The organism is Paenibacillus sp. NPDC058367, from assembly GCF_042723305.1.
In the GTDB taxonomy this organism is placed as follows: domain Bacteria; phylum Bacillota; class Bacilli; order Paenibacillales; family Paenibacillaceae; genus Paenibacillus_AQ.
The window spans coordinates 262,498-279,392 of record NZ_JBHXIZ010000002.1 but is presented as its reverse complement, the minus strand read 5'-3'; the positions used below and the strand labels follow the sequence as shown (position 1 = coordinate 279,392).

Here is a 16,895-nt window from a genome sequence, read left to right as displayed (position 1 = left end):
AAATTTTACTGGTTCTCTGTCGTTGTTTATTAACGCCCCTCCTTTATTTTGTATTTTGTATATTGAATGAGTTCTTTTCTGTTTTTCTAATTCCATAATATACTAAATGAGGTTTCTATATGGGGTGAAATCGATGCGTGAACAATAAAAAGCCCATTAGCGCAATATGTGCTAATGGGCTATGCCGCTTTTGTATTATCCAAGCATAGCGGCTTGTCGTTTGTACTGATCCTCCAGTACTAAACAAGCCATAGCCTCTACGACAGGTACGATTCTCGGGCAAATACATGGATCATGTCTGCCTTCGGTGCGTATCTCTTGTTCTTCCCCTTTGATGTTAGTCGTTTGCTGTGGCACAGAGATGGACGAAGTAGGCTTTACACTGATCCGAAATACGATTTCTTGTCCTGTGCTAATCCCCCCGATGATTCCTCCGGAATGATTAGTTAGAAAACCATCGTTATTCCTCGCATCATTATGCTCACTCCCCAGCATCGTTGCTGCTTCGAAGCCAGCTCCAAATTCTATCCCTTTAACAGCGCCAATGGACAGCATAGCTTTCGCCAGTTCTGCATCCAATTTATCAAAGACCGGCTCTCCAAGACCCGGAACCACGCCACGAATACGGCATTCTACAATGCCACCACAGCTATCCCCAATCTCGGCTAACCCCTCAATTTTTTTAATCATTTTGTCAGCTGCAATTGGATCACAGGCACGGACAGCGTTTTGTTCAATCACACCCTCATCGAAGGATTCACATCTTATGCCTCCGATTTCTTGTGTGTACGCTACTACCTGTACGCCTCTTCTCTCTAACAACTTACGAGCTATCGCACCTCCGGCCACTCTTGCCGCAGTTTCTCTACCTGAAGCACGTCCGCTACCGCGATGATCCCGAATGCCGTATTTCTCTAAATAAGTAAAATCGGCATGGCCCGGACGAAAAGCGTCCTGGATCTCGCTGTACGCTTCTGGTCTCATATCGTGGTTTTGAAGAACTACAAAGAGCGGTGTACCTGTTGTTTTTCCCTCAAATACTCCAGATTGTATGTGGACAACATCATATTCTTTACGAGGAGTAGTCACTGAAGATTGGCCCGGTTTTCTCCGATCCATCTGTTTCTGTATATACGCTTCGTTAATCTCGACGCCTGGTGTTACACCATCCACTATGACCCCTACCGACACACCATGTGATTCACCGAAGGTTGTAATTTTGAACACTTCACCGAATGTATTTCCTGCCATTATATATGCACTCCTTATTTAGTATTGGACCTGTACGCCTAACGCTGACAACCGGTCAAAATAATCTGGACAGGTCTTTGAGACACAACCAGGGTCGTTAATCTGAATATTTTCAATCTTCAAGCCGATTAAAGAAAGCGCCATAGCCATCCGGTGATCGTCATGAGAATTTAGTAAAGCTGGGATTGGCTGACCCGGATATACCGTTAGACCATCCTCAAACTCTTCCACACGTATTCCGAGCTTACTTATTTCTTCACATATCGCGGATATCCGATCACATTCATGATGTCTGATATGTGCAGCATCCTTTAGAGTGATTGGTCCATCTGCAAAAATAGCCATAGCAGCCATTGTTAGTGTTTGATCCGACCATTTCTTCATACTCACTGTGAATCCACCCTTAAGCCGTGGGACACCTTGTACTTCAACAAAGTTTTCCCCACGAACAACGGTACAGCCCATTACCTCCAGAACGTCTAAGAACTCGATATCAGGTTGACTTGTATTGCTAGCATTGATCCCTTCAATTCGTACACGTCCTGCCGTAAGCGCAGCTACCGCCCAGAAGTAACAGCATGTGGATACATCAGGCTCTAAAGTGATCGCTTGTCCCTGATACTTTCCTGTAGGAACCGTTATCGATTGACCATCCTGAGATGCTTCTGGTGTTACACCAAAGGAGGCCATCATGGTAAGGGTCATCTCGACATAATCTTTTTGCACAACTTCTCCATCAATATACACGGTTACCGGTTTTTTGGCATACGGTGCGGCTAGCAGTAATCCACTTATAAATTGACTTGAAGTGGAGCCGGGCAGCGTTGCCTTTCCTCCTTGCAGACCTTTTGCCTCTAATGTAAAAGGTAAACAACGCTCGGCTTGTTTATACTCAAATTGTGCACCCAGGGTCGTTAATGCGTCGAGTAATGGGGCGAGTGGTCGCTCACAAAGCCGTTTACTTCCATTCATTGTCCAAGTGCCAGTCCCTGCCGCGAGTGCAGCGGGTAAGAATCTCGCAACCGTACCAGCCGCTCCTACATATAGCTCACCAGTCGGATTCGGCCAGTTGCCGCCACATCCATCAACAACAGCTGTCTCTTCTTCTATCACAACGGGAATCCCCAGTTTCTTTAATGATTCAATACACCAGTAAGAGTCATCACTTCTTAATATTCCCTTTATTTCTGAACGTCCATCAGCTAAAGCAGCGATTACCAAGGCCCGATTCGTCAGACTTTTGCTTCCTGATATGGCTATCGTTCCATTGATTACCGCTTTCGCTGGGCTAATCTTCACTATGTGTTTATCGCTATTCGTTGACCATGGAGAACGTGCTTCTAAGTCCGGTTGATTGGATTCCACTTCATCCACCCCTTTGAATTATTCCTCTAGCCTGATTATAATGAATGAAATGAAATAAATGAAATTGGATTTTTACTATAATGATATAGAGGTGATCTATACCACATGTTCAACTTGGAGTGGTATCGTATTTTCTGGCAAACGGCACGTCATCGAAATTTAACAAAAGCTGCAGGGGAACTACATATTACACAGCCTTCTGTGAGTTATGCCATTAAACAAATGGAAGAAGCCTTAGGACTGAAGCTATTTCACAGGCTGTCCAAAGGTGTAGAGCTTACAGAAGAAGGACGAGCGCTATTTGAATATGTGGAGCAATCCTTTTCCATGCTGGATTCTGCACAGAAGCATCTGCAGAGCTTGAAGCAGTTAAATGAGGGAGAAATACGAATCGGAGCCAGTGATTATCTGATCAAGCATCTTTTGTTGCCGCAGTTGAATACCTTTCATAGCACATACCCAGGTATACGAATTCGTCTCTCTCATGGGAAGACGCCAGACATCACTAAGCGTTTAAAAGATGGTGAGATCGACTGCGCCTTTGTCCATATGCCGCTTCACGATCCACTGCTAAATATACAGAAGCTGGCTGTGTTAGAGGATTGTTTTGTAGTAGGTGAAGCCTATCAAGAATTAGCTAGTCGTTCACTAACCATGAGAGAAGTGTCAGAGCTGCCTTTAATCCTATTTTCTCAAGGGAGCAGCACTAGAGTATTTGTTGAACAATGGTTTGCGACTAAGGGATTATCGGTAATTCCAGATATTGAATTAGGGAGTATAGAATTGCTAGCAGAGTTCGCCAGATTAGGGTATGGGGCAGCTTTTATCAGCCGTTCTTTCGTGCAAGAGGATCTTCACAGTGGAAAGCTTCATGAGTTGAAGTTAGAAGATCCGCTTTTACCTCGCAGTATAGGTTTTGCAGTACGACGGGATCGAAAGCTGTCTATTGCGGCTGAGCAATTTGTTCAGATGATTGGGGCACGGCTATCTGAGGGTTTATAATTCTTTGACTAAAAAAGCAAAAACACCGGGAATCCCGATGTTTAATTCATTCCTAGAGCTTCTTTAATTTGCGGGATAGATAAACCGTTTGTTTTCATCTCTTTGATCCAAAGAATGCGTACGACGGTTTCCTCTCTTTTATATCTGCGTGTTAAATTCTCCTCGGCCTGTTCAAAGGGAAGCATGCCTTCTTCTGTGTAATGTTTGAGTGTACTATAACGAGAGTTTGTGATTCTTACCAATTCACCTATAGATACATACTCTGAAGCCAAAATATTCTCCATGGAACGTTGCCTAGACATTGATAACCAACTCCTTTACAGCGGGCGCTTCGGAACAAGACGCACACCTTGGATTGGCACTTTCATCATTACAAAATGCGGGATCGCATCGTATAACAAGTTATCAATTTTAAGGGTCGCAATCGATCCTCTTTCCATCACCTTAACTTCATGTCCATAGGACAATAATCTTGTAATAACTGCGTCTAGTCTTTGATTAGAATTATCAAACCAAGACTCTGTTTCTATAAAGACAGCTCGCGATGGCTCTAGGGCAGGGAATAAAAGATTGATGCTACTACCGATAAAAGTCTTCGCAAACTTTGTCTTCAATTCTAAAAAGCGTTTGATTCCCAGCTCAATTCCATGGCGAATTTGTATTGGAAGCAATGCCTTTGCCCATACATTACTTTGGTATAGATCATGTAGTTTGATATTTACCTTTTCTATTTCATTTAGCGAGAAGAAATCATGCATGCATCCACATTCACGAAGCAGCCACAGCATACAAATGACCTCATCCGTTACTGAACCCTCTTCCAAAATCTCTGCGCGAATGTTCTCTGTAATGCTTGAGTACGCCTCCATATTACTGCGATACGCTCTAACTTCAACTTCGGCAGTATCAAAATACATGTCGCTCCCTAACAGACTTGGGATATCTTCAAGCAAATCCATTGCTTTAAGATAATCTGAAATCGCGGTCTCGAACTTTTTTAATTGTTTGTTAGACAGCATGGAGGCCTTTTTTACCCACCAATTAAGATCACCCTTCACTTCAGCATGTTTATGAAGCAAGGGCTGTAGAACCGTTTCTCTATAAAGTGTTGAATGAGCTTGATCCAATCCTTCCTTGGGCAAAGTTAACTTGTTCTCTGATTGCGTAAAACATCCCTCTAAGTAAAGCTCCAATATAACCGCTGCTGCCATACAGCGTAAAGACACTTTCTTGACAGTAGTCATATGAAGACTTCTCTGTGCATTAAGCGCGATCACTGAAAAACTTGGTGCTAATTTTAAATCCATCATAACCATCCACCCCTATCCATAAATTCGTATTTACTGGATGATATTTATTCCGTATGGTGAGCGTTTTGATTTACTTACTACTTACTACTTACTACTTACTACTTATCACTTACAATACTCTACATTTACATTATTTTCAAGTGTTCTTGAATAAATTAAATAAAACCCCAACTCGTAATCGGAGACTACTAAAAGAACGGACATTCATATCCTTTTTAGCAAAAAAATCCAGATCGTCAAGCAATTACGCACATTGCTTGACGACCTGGATTTTAACTTAAAAATAAACCAACATTTTCTTTTTATGTATGTTCTTAAGTCATTAATATTTAGCACTGCGGTACAAAGTTATTTTTTTTTCATATTATAAAATAAGACCCGCAGTGAAAGGAATTTACACTCATGGAATATTTGAATATGCTTGCTAAATTAGGTGTTGGAAATGCTCATCCTGGAGGGTTTACTGCAACTTTAAAGCAGTTTGAACAATATCCGCTACCACCTGCTTCCCGAATCCTTGAAGTTGGTTGTGGCACTGGCAGAACATCTTGTTATTTAGCTGCACAAGGTCATGATGTAATAGGTATAGATATTCACCCAGATATGATCTCAAAAGCAAAAATACGGGCTGAAAAAGAGAATTCTTTAATTCAATTCTTAGTAGGTGACGCAAGTTCGCTTCCTTTTCCTAACGAGTCATTTGATGTGATTCTTGTTGAGTCTGTATCCATTTTCACTGATACAGAAAAGGCATTTTCGGAATATTATAGGGTTTTGCGGACTGGAGGCAAGCTTTTTGATAGAGAAATGATTCAATATAAACCTATGTCTACAGAAATCAATCAAGTGATTAGTACATTTTATCATGTTGAGAATCTATGGGACTTTAATAAATGGTCAGCATTAGTAAACACTATGGGATTTTATCATTCACAGATAGATGGTCCCTTCTTGTTTCCTAAATCAAGTGAGGATCTTACAGAGCATCCAGACCATTATCAACAAATGGATACTGATTCCTTTCTTGACCATACGATTTGGGAAGTGATCAGTAAGTACAACAGTATAATGGACCGTTATCATGAATACATCGGATTTATTCTCGTTATTGGAACGAAATAAAGGATTGGCATGTCCATCAACATTTGCAAAAAAAGAACAATAGCCTTGGAACAGTGGCTATTGTTCTTTCTGATAGCCTGCTATTATACAAAGAAACAAGCAGATAATATAATTACCAATAAGATATAAAGAACCAAAATTTCTCCAGTAGAAGTAAATCTGCCTCCAACTCCACCGCTCATTGATTATCCCTCCCTTTTACTTCCTAAAATATAATATGCGCCACTATTCTAAAAGTATGGACTATCACCTAATTAACCGAAGGAAAAACACGGCACGTGCTGACAAACAAAAATCACATTCCCATCGATATTAAACATTATAGATTAAGGTTAGTCATTGGACATAAAAAAGACTTGCTCGAAGTAGCGATGCCCGACTTATCATCTATCTTAAGGCTGAAGCTAGCGTCCTCTAACTCTATTACAGGCACTCCGTATATCGATATCGAACCCCAATGTTTAGCGGTGGTTGCAGGATCGGAGACATGGAATATAGCGTGTACGATTTCAACATGCCCAGAAGGTTGAGGGTGGATGGATCTGGACGATGTTAATCTCTCCAACCTCATTCGTCTCTCACATGGGAAGACACCTGAGATCACTAAGCATTTAATAGATGGTGAAATCGACTGTACCTTTGTACATATGCCTCTTCACGATCCACTAAGACAGAAAGAAAGCTATCCGTTGCGGCTAAGCAATTCGTTCAAATGATTGGTGTAAGGCTATTTGAGGATTTCAAATGAAGGAGGATTCCCAAAAGCGATACACATAGTTATACTCGAACGTACCATTTTTGCGATAAGTGTATGCGTCTGATGCAACAGATATTAACGCTCCCATCCATTTGGATACCACTTGTCCCAGAAGGCATGAGCAGCTTTCTTGTAGTCTTCGACATTCGTGATTCTTGAATAGTCTCCGCTATAAATCTGATACTTGAAAATAACTTTGGGCTTCTCATCTTCATCCAAAGCATCTATATATGGATCGTAATTGTCAAGCATAACTCCAATCAACCCCTCGTAAGTACCAAAATACCCTCTATTCTTATGATCAACTATATAGCTATCCATATCAAAATTACCCTTTTCATAAAACATGTAATCCACCGAAAACTCTATTTCTTTATGAGCACTATCCGGGTGAGTTTCAAAGTACCTAATAAGCGCTGAGATAATTTCCCCCTCTGCTAACCAGTTTTTCTCTAGTTGCTTGTCGATGTCGATGCGATCATACATCACACCTAAGTGCAAGTCGGTAGAACTGTCCCTAATAAGTACTGGTCCTGAGATATTTTCAGGATAGATACCTTGATATTTATTAAGATGATTATCTGGGTTGTACTTCTCTAGAATATTGAAAACTTCTTGTCTCAGTTCGAAAGCATCATTATTAAAGTTATCTTCAAACTTGCCTGTTTCCAGGCGCTTCTGGATTTGAATAGCTAAGCTAGGGTCTCTCTTGTCAAAGGCCTCGGCAATAAGATCTCCTGTTTTAGTACCGTGAGCATTATTTTCATACTTTTCGTACCACACATCAACTTCTCCAATTTGGAGACCATATGTCTGCTCCAGATAGGAAGTAACCTCAGCTTTCTCTTTCGAATAATCTGGTTCTTCACTAATCAAACTGCATCCCGAAAGAATAAATAAAGAAATAAAGAATACTAGTACTGCTCTTTTCACACAAACGACCCCCTAGAACTTTTTGACCTCGCTGACCCACGTCACTAACACTTTCCTATTTTCAACACTGTTTCCGGAAACCATTTCATAACTAATATTCCCAATTTCCACAATTAACCATTATTATAAATATTCACAAAACGTTATACAACCACTTTTATGAACAATTAAAATCTGAAAAACACCGGATCTCTCCCACAAATGCTCATAGTGTATTTACCCTCTTGACCCTTAGAAACGCGCAAGACATCCTCTTAAGCAAAAATGCCAGACCACCAAGCAATTAAGTACATTGCTTGGTGGTCTGGCTTTGTATTTAAAAAGAAATCAAAAATGTAAATATGCTACTTCCTTTAAACAAAAACATACTCCCCGTCACCGATCTGAACCGTCTTCCCTTTCAGCGCTAACGAATCAGTCTCAAAAATCACCTGCTTGAACTGGTTCTCATCCCCTTGCACGAAAGCAAAAGACTTATCTCTTATCGCAAGTTTGAAGGTACCGTCCCCTGACTCTGCTACAGGCAATCCGAATTTCGATCCCCAATGTTTAGCGGTAGCTGCAGGATCGGAGACATGGAATACAGCGCGCACGATTTCAACATGACCTGCAGGATGAGGCTGGATTACTCCAGACGATGATAATCTCTCTAACCTCTCTGCATCTGTCCCGCTCCATTGAATGATAAACGGATAGACTAGGCCTTGAAAGTCACCACCGATAGTCATCATGCGCCACTCGATTAATCTTCCCTCGTTATCTAGACGCTTCCCATCGATGATTGGAGATAGTGATAAACCCGCTGCTTTCATGGAAGCCGCTACTTCTTCAATATCATCTGTCCGGATAACTACTCTGCTTAAGACTTCATGCTCCGGCAGAAGTTTTACAGCGTCTTTCACCACTAGATTATGTTCAGTCGCCTCTGCTAGTTCAAGATTCTCAATGCCCAGAAATTCGAGATAGGTTAGCCCGAAATAACTTAATGCGTTATAGGTTCCCCAATCTTTATGAGAGCCCCCCTTAAAAGCAACCAAATCATGAGCTCTAAAGATTTCAACCGGTTTAGACAGATCATTGACGTAGTGTACTAAGTGATCCCATTTCACTGTTGCCATGATTACTTCACTCCTAGCTCAGTAGTACGCTTCACAGCTGCCAGAACACTTCTTTGCAGACCTGCTGCGAAATCACTATTATTTAATTCGTACAAGCCATGCATCCCAACTCCGCCAGGTGAATTATTAATATCAAGCAGCTGTCTTGGATGCAGCCCTGTCTGCTGCAGCATAGCTACCGATCCCATCATATTCTCCAGTGCAACATTCCAGGCTTGCTCACGCGGCAATCCGGCAAGCACACCTGCATCTACAAAAGACTCAATGAAATAATAAATATAGTTGGGGCCAGCCACACCAAATCCAGTGAAAATATCCATGAATGTCTCATCCAGATATTGCACTTTACCAAATCCGAGTAAGAAATGCTCCACTTGATCACGGCTAGCGTAAGCATTTAATGCCACACCGCTATATCCGTAGCCTGTATCCGTCAATGTATTTGGAATGACACGGATAATGGACCTCTCAGCTCCAAAATAACCTGCTAATTGGACATTCGTCACACCTGCCACAATCGATAAGATGACTGCGGTAGGTGAAGCGAATTGTTGTACAATTTGTCCAAGTGTAGTCAAATCATCCTGTGGGCGCACCGCAACCACAATCAGATCTGCAGTAGATAGGCTTTGCTCCTGTGAGCTCTTCGTATCTATTCCGTATTTGGTACTCAAAAACTGAAGACGAGCTTCATTAATGTCAGATACACTAATTTGATCTACCGACAGGGTGTTGTTGGATATACATGCGCGAATGATCGCTTCCGCCATCTGTCCTCCACCAATAAAATGAATCTTTTCTTGTGTCACTTGCGTTCACTTCCTTACTTAATTGTTGTCCCATGCTTCAGGCAGAATGAAACCATCATATTTCTCTATTCCACGAATATATTCTTCGAACTCTTTAGATTCATAAGCTGCTTTCAAGTCTTTCGCCCACTGTGTATTTTCATCCTTTTTATTAACCGATACGATAATTCTGTGTTCCATAGGCGTATTTTCAATTTTCAAGGCATCCGTAATCTTTCTGTCTGAATTAGCAATATAATTCCCGTTTACAACGCCGTAATCAACATCTTGCAGTGAAACTAGAATTTGAGCAGGGTCCAATATTTTAATATCAATGTTATATTTATCCGGTTCCATGCTGTTGATGTTAAAATCAGCTACGCCTGCGCCATCTTTAATCTTGATCCAACCCAATTCTTCCAGGATACGAAGTGCACGCTCTTGGTTCACCGGATCATTCGGAACAGCTACGGTTGTACCATCTTTAACATCGTCAAGTGTAGTATGATTTACGGAATAAAGACCTTGTGGTGCACCAGGCGCATAAGCAATTCCTACCATGTCTGCTTTGATTTCTTTGTTGATTGCCTCCATGTATGCTGTGCTTTGGAAGATACTTGCGTCAATGGAGCCTTCCTTCATCGCAGGATTGACCTGCATGTTTTGCGAAAAGGACTTAATTTCAACGCTATAGCCTTGTTTCTCTAGGATCGGAAGGATCGATTGGCGGAATTGCTCCTCATAGGTTCCCACACCAAATCCAATGGTAAGCTTCTTCTTATCTCCAGAATTATCGGATTGACTATTCCCGCAAGCCGTCAACACCGCTAGAACCCCTATCATCAACACTACTATCAACTTTTTCATAACTTCATCTCCTATTCAAATATAGATTGTTTTAGTTGTGCTAACGCCTCATCCGTCACATTAAGTGGGATAGCGCAATTTGGAGAAAGAATAAAAGGCTGGTCTTTCATTAATGTCAGTGCTTCTTTAGCCTGCTGCTTAATTTGTGCGATATCGTTTACAGCGAACAACGCATGATCGACGCCACCTACTTTAGTAGCTTTAAGATCCGCCTCTAAACCAGGGTTCCCCTCGGCTACAGTATCCCAGCTGATCCCATCAATTCGATAATCATTAAATTTCTCAGGCTGGGCATAAGCCCCACAAGTATGAAGAATGTTTTTGCCGTAGCTTGCAGCTTCTAAGACAATAGAGTCATAAGGTCTGGAGAACTCGTCAAACATGGCTTCATCAAATAATCCTGGGTGAGCGGTGCCTGTCACAGCGTAGAACAAACCGTCAGAACCCACTTGCTGCAGCTCTTGTACATAATCGGCTAAGGTTAATGAAATCGCATGTAACGCATGGTGCGCTGCCGCACGATGCTCCTTAAATAACGACTCCAAAGTTACCGGATGCTCAATGCCAAACACTGTTTTTGTAACATAAGCAGAACGTCCTACAATAAATAGCAATACAGTCAATGGAGAGAATACCGTTTGGATTAGTGGGGTATCAGGTAGTCCTTGACGAATTTTTCTAACACTCTCTAAGTGTTCGGCCAAGGAAGCTGTATGCACCGCCTTTTTAACTTCGATATCCCATAGATTAACCGCTGATGGAATTGCTGTTGTTTGCTGCCTTGGAAATACAGTCTGATAATCCGTAAAATCATATTGATTGCCCCAAGCTTCCGCCAAATAAGTTGCTCTAGGATTGATCTTGACCCAGTCCCAATCATATTGTTTCGTAAAAAAAATCGTAGTTTGCGCTAAATCATCTGCAGTTTGTTCTTTGTCGATAAAATGCCGCCAACCACTTACAATTGGGCGATCTGCCTTTTCTCCAGATAATATCGCTTTAAATCGATCTTGCTTGCTCCATTCACTCATCTGCCAAACTCCCTCCCGGAATATGTAATGACTAATAACGGCGAATTTTTCTTGCTAGCGTGTTGCCTAAAGATTGAATGCCTTGCACTAAAATAATGAGAATAACAACAGTAGCTACCACGACAACCGTATCAAAACGTTGATATCCATATACAATCGCCAAGTCGCCGACACCGCCGCCCCCTACCGTTCCAGCCATTGCAGTTGCACCGATCAACCCGATCGTCGCCGTTGTCAAAGACAGAATTAATGATCCAACCGCCTCTGGCAACAAAAAGTACCAAATCACTTGAAATGGCGTAGCCCCCATCGCTTCAGCAGCTTCAAGAATTCCCGGGTTTACTTCAAGCAAGGAGTTCTCTACCAAACGGCCAATATAAGGTGCGATATAGATAATTAAAGGTACGATCGCTGCGCTTGTCCCAATCGAAGTATGAACAATTAAACGTGTGAAAGGTACAATCGCTACAAGTAAAATAATAAAAGGCAGAGAGCGTATAATGTTGATGATCGGATTTAGTATGGCGTAAAGCGCTTTGTTCTCCAAAACCCCACCAGGACGAGTGATTACAAGCAATATCCCAAAGGGTATCCCTATCAATGAGCCAACAAACAAGGAGACGCCAACCATCTGAATCGTTTCAATAATCGCCTGCAGAAATTGATCACCTGTTAATGTGGTCGAAAACATTAGATTCTACCTCCTCTACACCGACTCCATGACGTTTTAAGAAAGATAACGCATTGTTAATCTCAGCTGTATCTCCACTGCATTGAATAATTACTGTACCCAGTGTCGTTTCCTGAATCTCGGTCGTGTTCGCAAATAAAATATTGACCTTCATATCGAAGGATCGAATCATCTCGAACAGGATAGGCTCAGAGGCGCTTTCTCCAACAAAATTAAGTTTATAAAGAACACTTCCGGGTTCTGTTTTGATGGATTTTTGGACGCTTGGCGTAATGCTGTTCTGAATAACCGTCTTCACAAAATTTTGTGTGGTCTTATGCTTCGGACTACCGAATACATCTAGAACACTTCCTTGCTCAATAATTCGGCCCTCTTCCATCACCGCCACCTTGTTGCAAATCTCTTGAATGACAGACATTTCATGTGTAATGATCATCACAGTAATGTTGTACTCTGCATTGATTTTTTTTAATAGCTGTAAGATAGAATGTGTCGTCTGTGGATCTAAGGCAGAAGTCGCTTCATCACATAATAGGATGGATGGATTCGAGGCAAGCGCTCTGGCAATCCCGACCCGCTGCTTCTGTCCACCTGATAATTCACTAGGGTAACTCCCTGCTTTGTCACTTAATCCAACAAACTCTAGCAACTCTTGTACACGCTGGCGGATTTCATTCTTATTCTTTTTTAAGAGAACTAGAGGAATCGCTACATTATCAAATACTTTTTTAGATTCTAATAGATTAAAATGTTGAAAAATCATGCCGATATTCTTCTTAGCCGCCCGTAACTCTTTATCGTTATAGGTTCCTAAATCACGCCCAGCAACGAAGACCTGTCCTTCAGTAGGTCTTTCCAAATAATTGACTAAACGAATTAATGTACTTTTCCCCGCACCACTATAGCCGATAACGCCAAAGATATCGCCTTTATCGACCTTTAAATCGATCCCTTTAAGAGCATCAATCGTGATTCCTTTCCGAGTGAACGTTTTGGAAACCTGCTTTAGTTCAATCATATACATTCCTCTCAATCATCTTTAGGATTTAGGTCTAGGAGATCAATTAAGCTTTGACTTGTAGCTTCACCAGCGCTTGTTCTGCCAATAAAGCGAAGTACTTCGCAGCGGGTAAAATCGCAGCTTCATCCACATCGAATCGAGGGTGATGTAAAGCATAGGCTGGGCCTGATCCTATATTTACAAAAGCACCCGGTATCTGTTGTAAATAAAAGGAGAAATCTTCTCCTCCCATTTGCGGTGGGATGTCATGTACTATATATCCGGCATCTGAAGCGACCTCTTTGGTAAAGTCAGCCCATTCGCCATGATTAATCGTTGCTGGTGGTCCTGGATACCAATGTAGCTTAGCCTCTGCCCCAGCAGCTGCAGCAATTCCTTCGATGATTCGGGTCATTTGGATTGGAATCTGGCGACGAATCTCTTCATTGTAAGTTCGCACCGTACCTTCTAATTCCACTTTTTCCGGCAGGACATTCCATGTGAAGCCCCCATTAATTCTGGTGACACTTAACACAACCGGTTCAGTGGTACTATTTTGACGGCTTACGATGGTTTGTAGCGAGGTAATGATCTGAGCCGCAGTGACAATGGAATCCACACCTTTTTCAGGATAAGCAGCATGAGCGCCGACACCTTTTATCGTAATTTCAAACCGATCAACACCTGCAGTTAAAGCTCCTGTTCTTGTTCCAAAAGCTCCTGTAGGCAGGTCTGGTGAATTATGTAAACCGAATATAGCGTCAACACCTTTGAGTCCTCCTGATGCTAAGACACTCTCCGCTCCATGCCCTGTTTCTTCTGCTGGTTGGAACAATACTATAACCTTGCCAGGCAATTCACTTTCACGTGCCTTTAACAATAAGGCAGCTCCTAGAATCGTAGCCGTGTGAAAATCGTGCCCACAAGCATGCATTTTTCCAGGAATCTCAGAAGCAAAAGATAATCCAGTCTGTTCCTCTATCGGAAGTGCATCAATATCACAGCGAATAGCTACAACAGGTCCATTACCTTGTCCGATCTCTGCGATAAGTCCGGTTTGTAAAGGAAGGTCTAGAATATGAATATTGGCATGGGTCAGCCATTCCCGTAATTTCTCTGTGGTCTTAAATTCTTCATAAGCTAATTCAGGCTCTCTATGTAGGTTTCTACGAACATCAATTAATTGATTCGCTAATGCTTGATCAACCTCATTAAGTATATTCATAGTAAAGTGCTCCCCTTTCTTTATGCTTCCAACTTTTCTTCAATACCTTTAATCCGGTCAAGTGCAGTAGCTAGACTGCTTAAAATATGATTTCGCATTGCTTTTTCAGCGCCATCTTCATTGTGGTCAGCGATCATTTGCAAGATAAGATCATGTTCTTCATCCGCCTGTGTATTCCAATCTCCATGCATGGAGACGAATCTACAATAGCGAAGGGAATGATCTCTTAATTGATTCAGAACTTTCTCGAATGTTTTTAGTTCGCTGATTTCTGATAAATAATCATGGAACTCAAATCCATAGGTTACAAAATTCTGATTGTCGCCAAGTTGGAAGGAGTGTTTCATTTTTGTAATCATCGTCGTTAAATTAACAATATCGTTCTCTGTAGCATGCTTAGCTGCATTTCTTGCGATATAGCCTTCAAGCATGCTGCGAATTTGGAATATTTCTTCAACCTCTTTGAGTGTCACAGAAGCCACCCGCAGTCTTCCATTTGGCTGTCGAATGAGAAAATCCTCGTTCTCCAATCTCTGTATTGCCTCTCTTAGTGGAGTACGACTAACCCCTAGTAACGCTGCCAAATTTTCTTCATGTACAGGTTGATTCGGCTCTAATTCACTATCAATAATTTTTTGTTTTAATGCATCATAGGTATTATCCTTTGACAACCTACGTGATCGTATCGCCATATTTATGTAGCTCCTCATCGATAATCTGTCGGGCAAGAGCCTCAACAATATATTTGTATAATTGTATACAATTATTAGTTTTGAATTGATTCGTGCAATCTTTTTTTATACTATATTCCAATTAATCCACCTAGTCAAGTAGGATTTAGAGGAATAATGTATTTATCTTCAATATCAAAAAAAGCTCTACAACCACAAGGGTCGTAGAGCTTTTTTTGATGATTTTTTAGAAATTGAATTAAATTAAAATTTAATAATCCCTGAAGTATGAAGCAACACCAAGAACACCAGAATCGGCGCAACATACCGGAGCATAAATAACCAAACGCGGAACCAACCTGCCTTAAGCCCAGCCGCTTCTGCTGCCCCTTTCCAGAAATAACCGGCAAAGATGGTAACCAACAGACCGCCTAGTGGCAACATAATGTTAGAAGTTACAAAATCCACCCAATCGAACAACGCTTTGCCGCCAAACGATAGCTCAGGGACCATTCCCAGTGACATCGCCGAAGGAACACTGAGGAGGAAACATACTAATGACAAAATCCAAACTGAACGTTTCCGGCTCCAATTCCAGCGCTCCATCGCGAAAGATACAGGCACCTCAAGCAGAGATACGGCAGAAGTTAAAGCGGCAATCGCCAGCAAGATAAAGAACAAACCACCAAAGAATGCACCAAATGGCATTGCTGAGAAAGCTGCTGGTAAAGCAATGAAAATTAGCGAAGGACCTTGATCAGGAGCAATGCCAAATGAGAATGTCGTCGGAAAAATAATCAATCCTGCGATAAACGCATATAACAAATCTCCTGCCCCGACTGCGAGTGCAGCAGTTCCTAGCGATTGTTTTTTATCCACATAAGAGCCGTAAGTCAGGAGAATTCCCATCCCAAGCGACAATGAAAAGAAAGCATGTCCCAAAGCGACTAACGCAGATTCCGCCGTCAGCACCGAAAAGTCTGGTTTTAGGAAAAAGGCTACTCCTTCGTTTGCACCTGGTAAGGTAACCGCACGAATCATCAATACAATTAGGAGAACAACCAGACCAGGAATCAATACCTTATTAAATTTCTCGATCCCGCCTGATACTCCAAGAATAACAACACCCGCCGTTATAAGGATTGCTATCCCCTGCCAAACAATTGGCATAGGTCCAGATATAAAGGAGCTGAATTCACCTGCATAATTACTGGAACTGAACAATTGTCCATTGAAGGCAATCATTGCGTAGTTCAACGTCCATCCTGCAACAATGATATAAAAGGAAAGAATTAAAAATGGTGCAAGGACTTGCAGAAATCCGACTGCCATCCAGTTCTTCCCGCCTCCGGCACGTACAAATGCAGTAGCCGCGCTTCCACGTCCGCTACGACCGATGGCCAACTCTGCCAACAATACGGGTAAACCGATCAACACTAAACATACAATGAAGAGAAGGAAGAAAGCCGCTCCCCCATTTTCCCCAGTGATATACGGAAATTTCCACATATTCCCCAGTCCTACTGAGCTCCCAATCGCTGCGAAAATAAAGCCGGCGGAAGAGAAACGCTCCTTCTTCTCTGAGAGAAGATTTTTTTCACCTTTAAATTGATTCATTCTTATGCCCCGTTTTCTTTTTTTTCTTTTTTAGACCTCATTATAGCCTATGTTAGCTTGATCGTCATATGAAAATTTTCTGAATATTTTTATTGTTTTCAATAATTATCCAATTTAGCCATGAAATCCATCTAAATAAAAAAAGAG

18 protein-coding genes are annotated in these 16,895 nt (G+C 41.7%); 3 read left to right on the top strand and 15 right to left on the bottom strand.

The window, feature by feature from the left end; all coding sequences use genetic code 11:
• Positions 1-195 precede the first annotated feature (195 nt).
• On the bottom strand, positions 196-1,251 hold the full coding sequence (gene aroC / locus ACFWMP_RS11785; protein WP_379423790.1) for a chorismate synthase: 1,056 nt from the start codon (positions 1,249-1,251) through the stop codon (positions 196-198).
• Positions 1,252-1,269: 18 nt separating this feature from the next.
• On the bottom strand, positions 1,270-2,616 hold the full coding sequence (gene aroA / locus ACFWMP_RS11780) for a 3-phosphoshikimate 1-carboxyvinyltransferase (RefSeq protein ID WP_379423789.1): 1,347 nt from the start codon (positions 2,614-2,616) through the stop codon (positions 1,270-1,272).
• 105 nt (positions 2,617-2,721) lie between these two features.
• On the opposite strand from aroA, the gene ACFWMP_RS11775 reads away from it, so the two are divergent.
• Positions 2,722-3,618, top strand: coding sequence for a LysR family transcriptional regulator (locus ACFWMP_RS11775; protein WP_379423788.1), 897 nt, complete (start codon positions 2,722-2,724; stop codon positions 3,616-3,618).
• A gap of 41 nt (positions 3,619-3,659) precedes the next feature.
• On the opposite strand, the gene ACFWMP_RS11770 is transcribed toward ACFWMP_RS11775, so the two are convergent.
• A complete protein-coding gene (locus tag ACFWMP_RS11770) occupies positions 3,660-3,920 on the bottom strand; it encodes a helix-turn-helix domain-containing protein (protein WP_379423787.1) in 261 nt (86 codons plus the stop codon).
• A gap of 15 nt (positions 3,921-3,935) precedes the next feature.
• A complete protein-coding gene (locus tag ACFWMP_RS11765) occupies positions 3,936-4,928 on the bottom strand; it encodes a hypothetical protein (protein WP_379423786.1) in 993 nt (330 codons plus the stop codon).
• 402 nt (positions 4,929-5,330) lie between these two features.
• Between ACFWMP_RS11765 and ACFWMP_RS11760 the strand changes: the two genes are divergently transcribed.
• A complete protein-coding gene (locus tag ACFWMP_RS11760) occupies positions 5,331-6,050 on the top strand; it encodes a class I SAM-dependent methyltransferase (protein WP_042189522.1) in 720 nt (239 codons plus the stop codon).
• Positions 6,051-6,133: 83 nt separating this feature from the next.
• Here the strand turns inward: ACFWMP_RS11760 and ACFWMP_RS11755 are convergent, their stop codons facing one another.
• Complete coding sequence (locus tag ACFWMP_RS11755; RefSeq protein WP_231573297.1) at positions 6,134-6,232, bottom strand: YjcZ family sporulation protein; 99 nt, start codon at positions 6,230-6,232, stop codon at positions 6,134-6,136.
• A 354-nt stretch (positions 6,233-6,586) separates the two neighbouring features.
• Here ACFWMP_RS11755 and ACFWMP_RS11750 point away from each other — a divergent pair, with 354 nt between their 5' ends.
• Positions 6,587-6,766: a hypothetical protein gene (locus ACFWMP_RS11750; protein ID WP_042189524.1), complete on the top strand. Its 180-nt coding sequence runs from the start codon at positions 6,587-6,589 to the stop codon at positions 6,764-6,766.
• A gap of 116 nt (positions 6,767-6,882) precedes the next feature.
• Here the strand turns inward: ACFWMP_RS11750 and ACFWMP_RS11745 are convergent, their stop codons facing one another.
• The 10 genes from ACFWMP_RS11745 to ACFWMP_RS11700 all read right to left on the bottom strand — a co-directional run bounded on the left by ACFWMP_RS11745 (position 6,883) and on the right by ACFWMP_RS11700 (position 16,748).
• The gene (locus tag ACFWMP_RS11745; protein ID WP_339242192.1) at positions 6,883-7,740 is read right to left on the bottom strand and encodes a hypothetical protein; all 858 of its coding nucleotides are present in this window, start codon (positions 7,738-7,740) and stop codon (positions 6,883-6,885) included.
• Positions 7,741-8,093: 353 nt separating this feature from the next.
• Positions 8,094-8,858 carry a VOC family protein gene (locus tag ACFWMP_RS11740; RefSeq protein ID WP_379423785.1) on the bottom strand — a complete coding sequence of 255 codons (765 nt, stop codon included), beginning with the start codon at positions 8,856-8,858 and terminating at the stop codon, positions 8,094-8,096.
• Positions 8,859-8,860: 2 nt separating this feature from the next.
• Positions 8,861-9,667: a pyrroline-5-carboxylate reductase gene (gene proC, locus ACFWMP_RS11735; protein WP_379423784.1), complete on the bottom strand. Its 807-nt coding sequence runs from the start codon at positions 9,665-9,667 to the stop codon at positions 8,861-8,863.
• 18 nt (positions 9,668-9,685) lie between these two features.
• Positions 9,686-10,513, bottom strand: a complete 828-nt coding sequence (locus ACFWMP_RS11730) for a MetQ/NlpA family ABC transporter substrate-binding protein (RefSeq protein ID WP_076299273.1) — start codon at positions 10,511-10,513, stop codon at positions 9,686-9,688.
• Positions 10,514-10,524: 11 nt separating this feature from the next.
• On the bottom strand, positions 10,525-11,544 hold the full coding sequence (locus tag ACFWMP_RS11725) for a uroporphyrinogen decarboxylase family protein (RefSeq protein WP_379423783.1): 1,020 nt from the start codon (positions 11,542-11,544) through the stop codon (positions 10,525-10,527).
• Between the two features lie 31 nt (positions 11,545-11,575).
• Complete coding sequence (locus ACFWMP_RS11720; RefSeq protein ID WP_042189536.1) at positions 11,576-12,235, bottom strand: methionine ABC transporter permease; 660 nt, start codon at positions 12,233-12,235, stop codon at positions 11,576-11,578.
• The gene (locus tag ACFWMP_RS11715; protein ID WP_042189539.1) at positions 12,210-13,253 is read right to left on the bottom strand and encodes a methionine ABC transporter ATP-binding protein; all 1,044 of its coding nucleotides are present in this window, start codon (positions 13,251-13,253) and stop codon (positions 12,210-12,212) included. The genes ACFWMP_RS11720 and ACFWMP_RS11715 overlap by 26 nt, the downstream gene beginning before the upstream one ends.
• Before the next feature lie 46 nt (positions 13,254-13,299).
• Positions 13,300-14,460: an amidohydrolase gene (locus tag ACFWMP_RS11710; protein ID WP_379423782.1), complete on the bottom strand. Its 1,161-nt coding sequence runs from the start codon at positions 14,458-14,460 to the stop codon at positions 13,300-13,302.
• A gap of 20 nt (positions 14,461-14,480) precedes the next feature.
• Positions 14,481-15,152 carry a GntR family transcriptional regulator gene (locus ACFWMP_RS11705; RefSeq protein ID WP_379423781.1) on the bottom strand — a complete coding sequence of 224 codons (672 nt, stop codon included), beginning with the start codon at positions 15,150-15,152 and terminating at the stop codon, positions 14,481-14,483.
• A gap of 243 nt (positions 15,153-15,395) precedes the next feature.
• Complete coding sequence (locus ACFWMP_RS11700; RefSeq protein ID WP_379423780.1) at positions 15,396-16,748, bottom strand: sodium-dependent transporter; 1,353 nt, start codon at positions 16,746-16,748, stop codon at positions 15,396-15,398.
• Positions 16,749-16,895 lie beyond the last annotated feature (147 nt).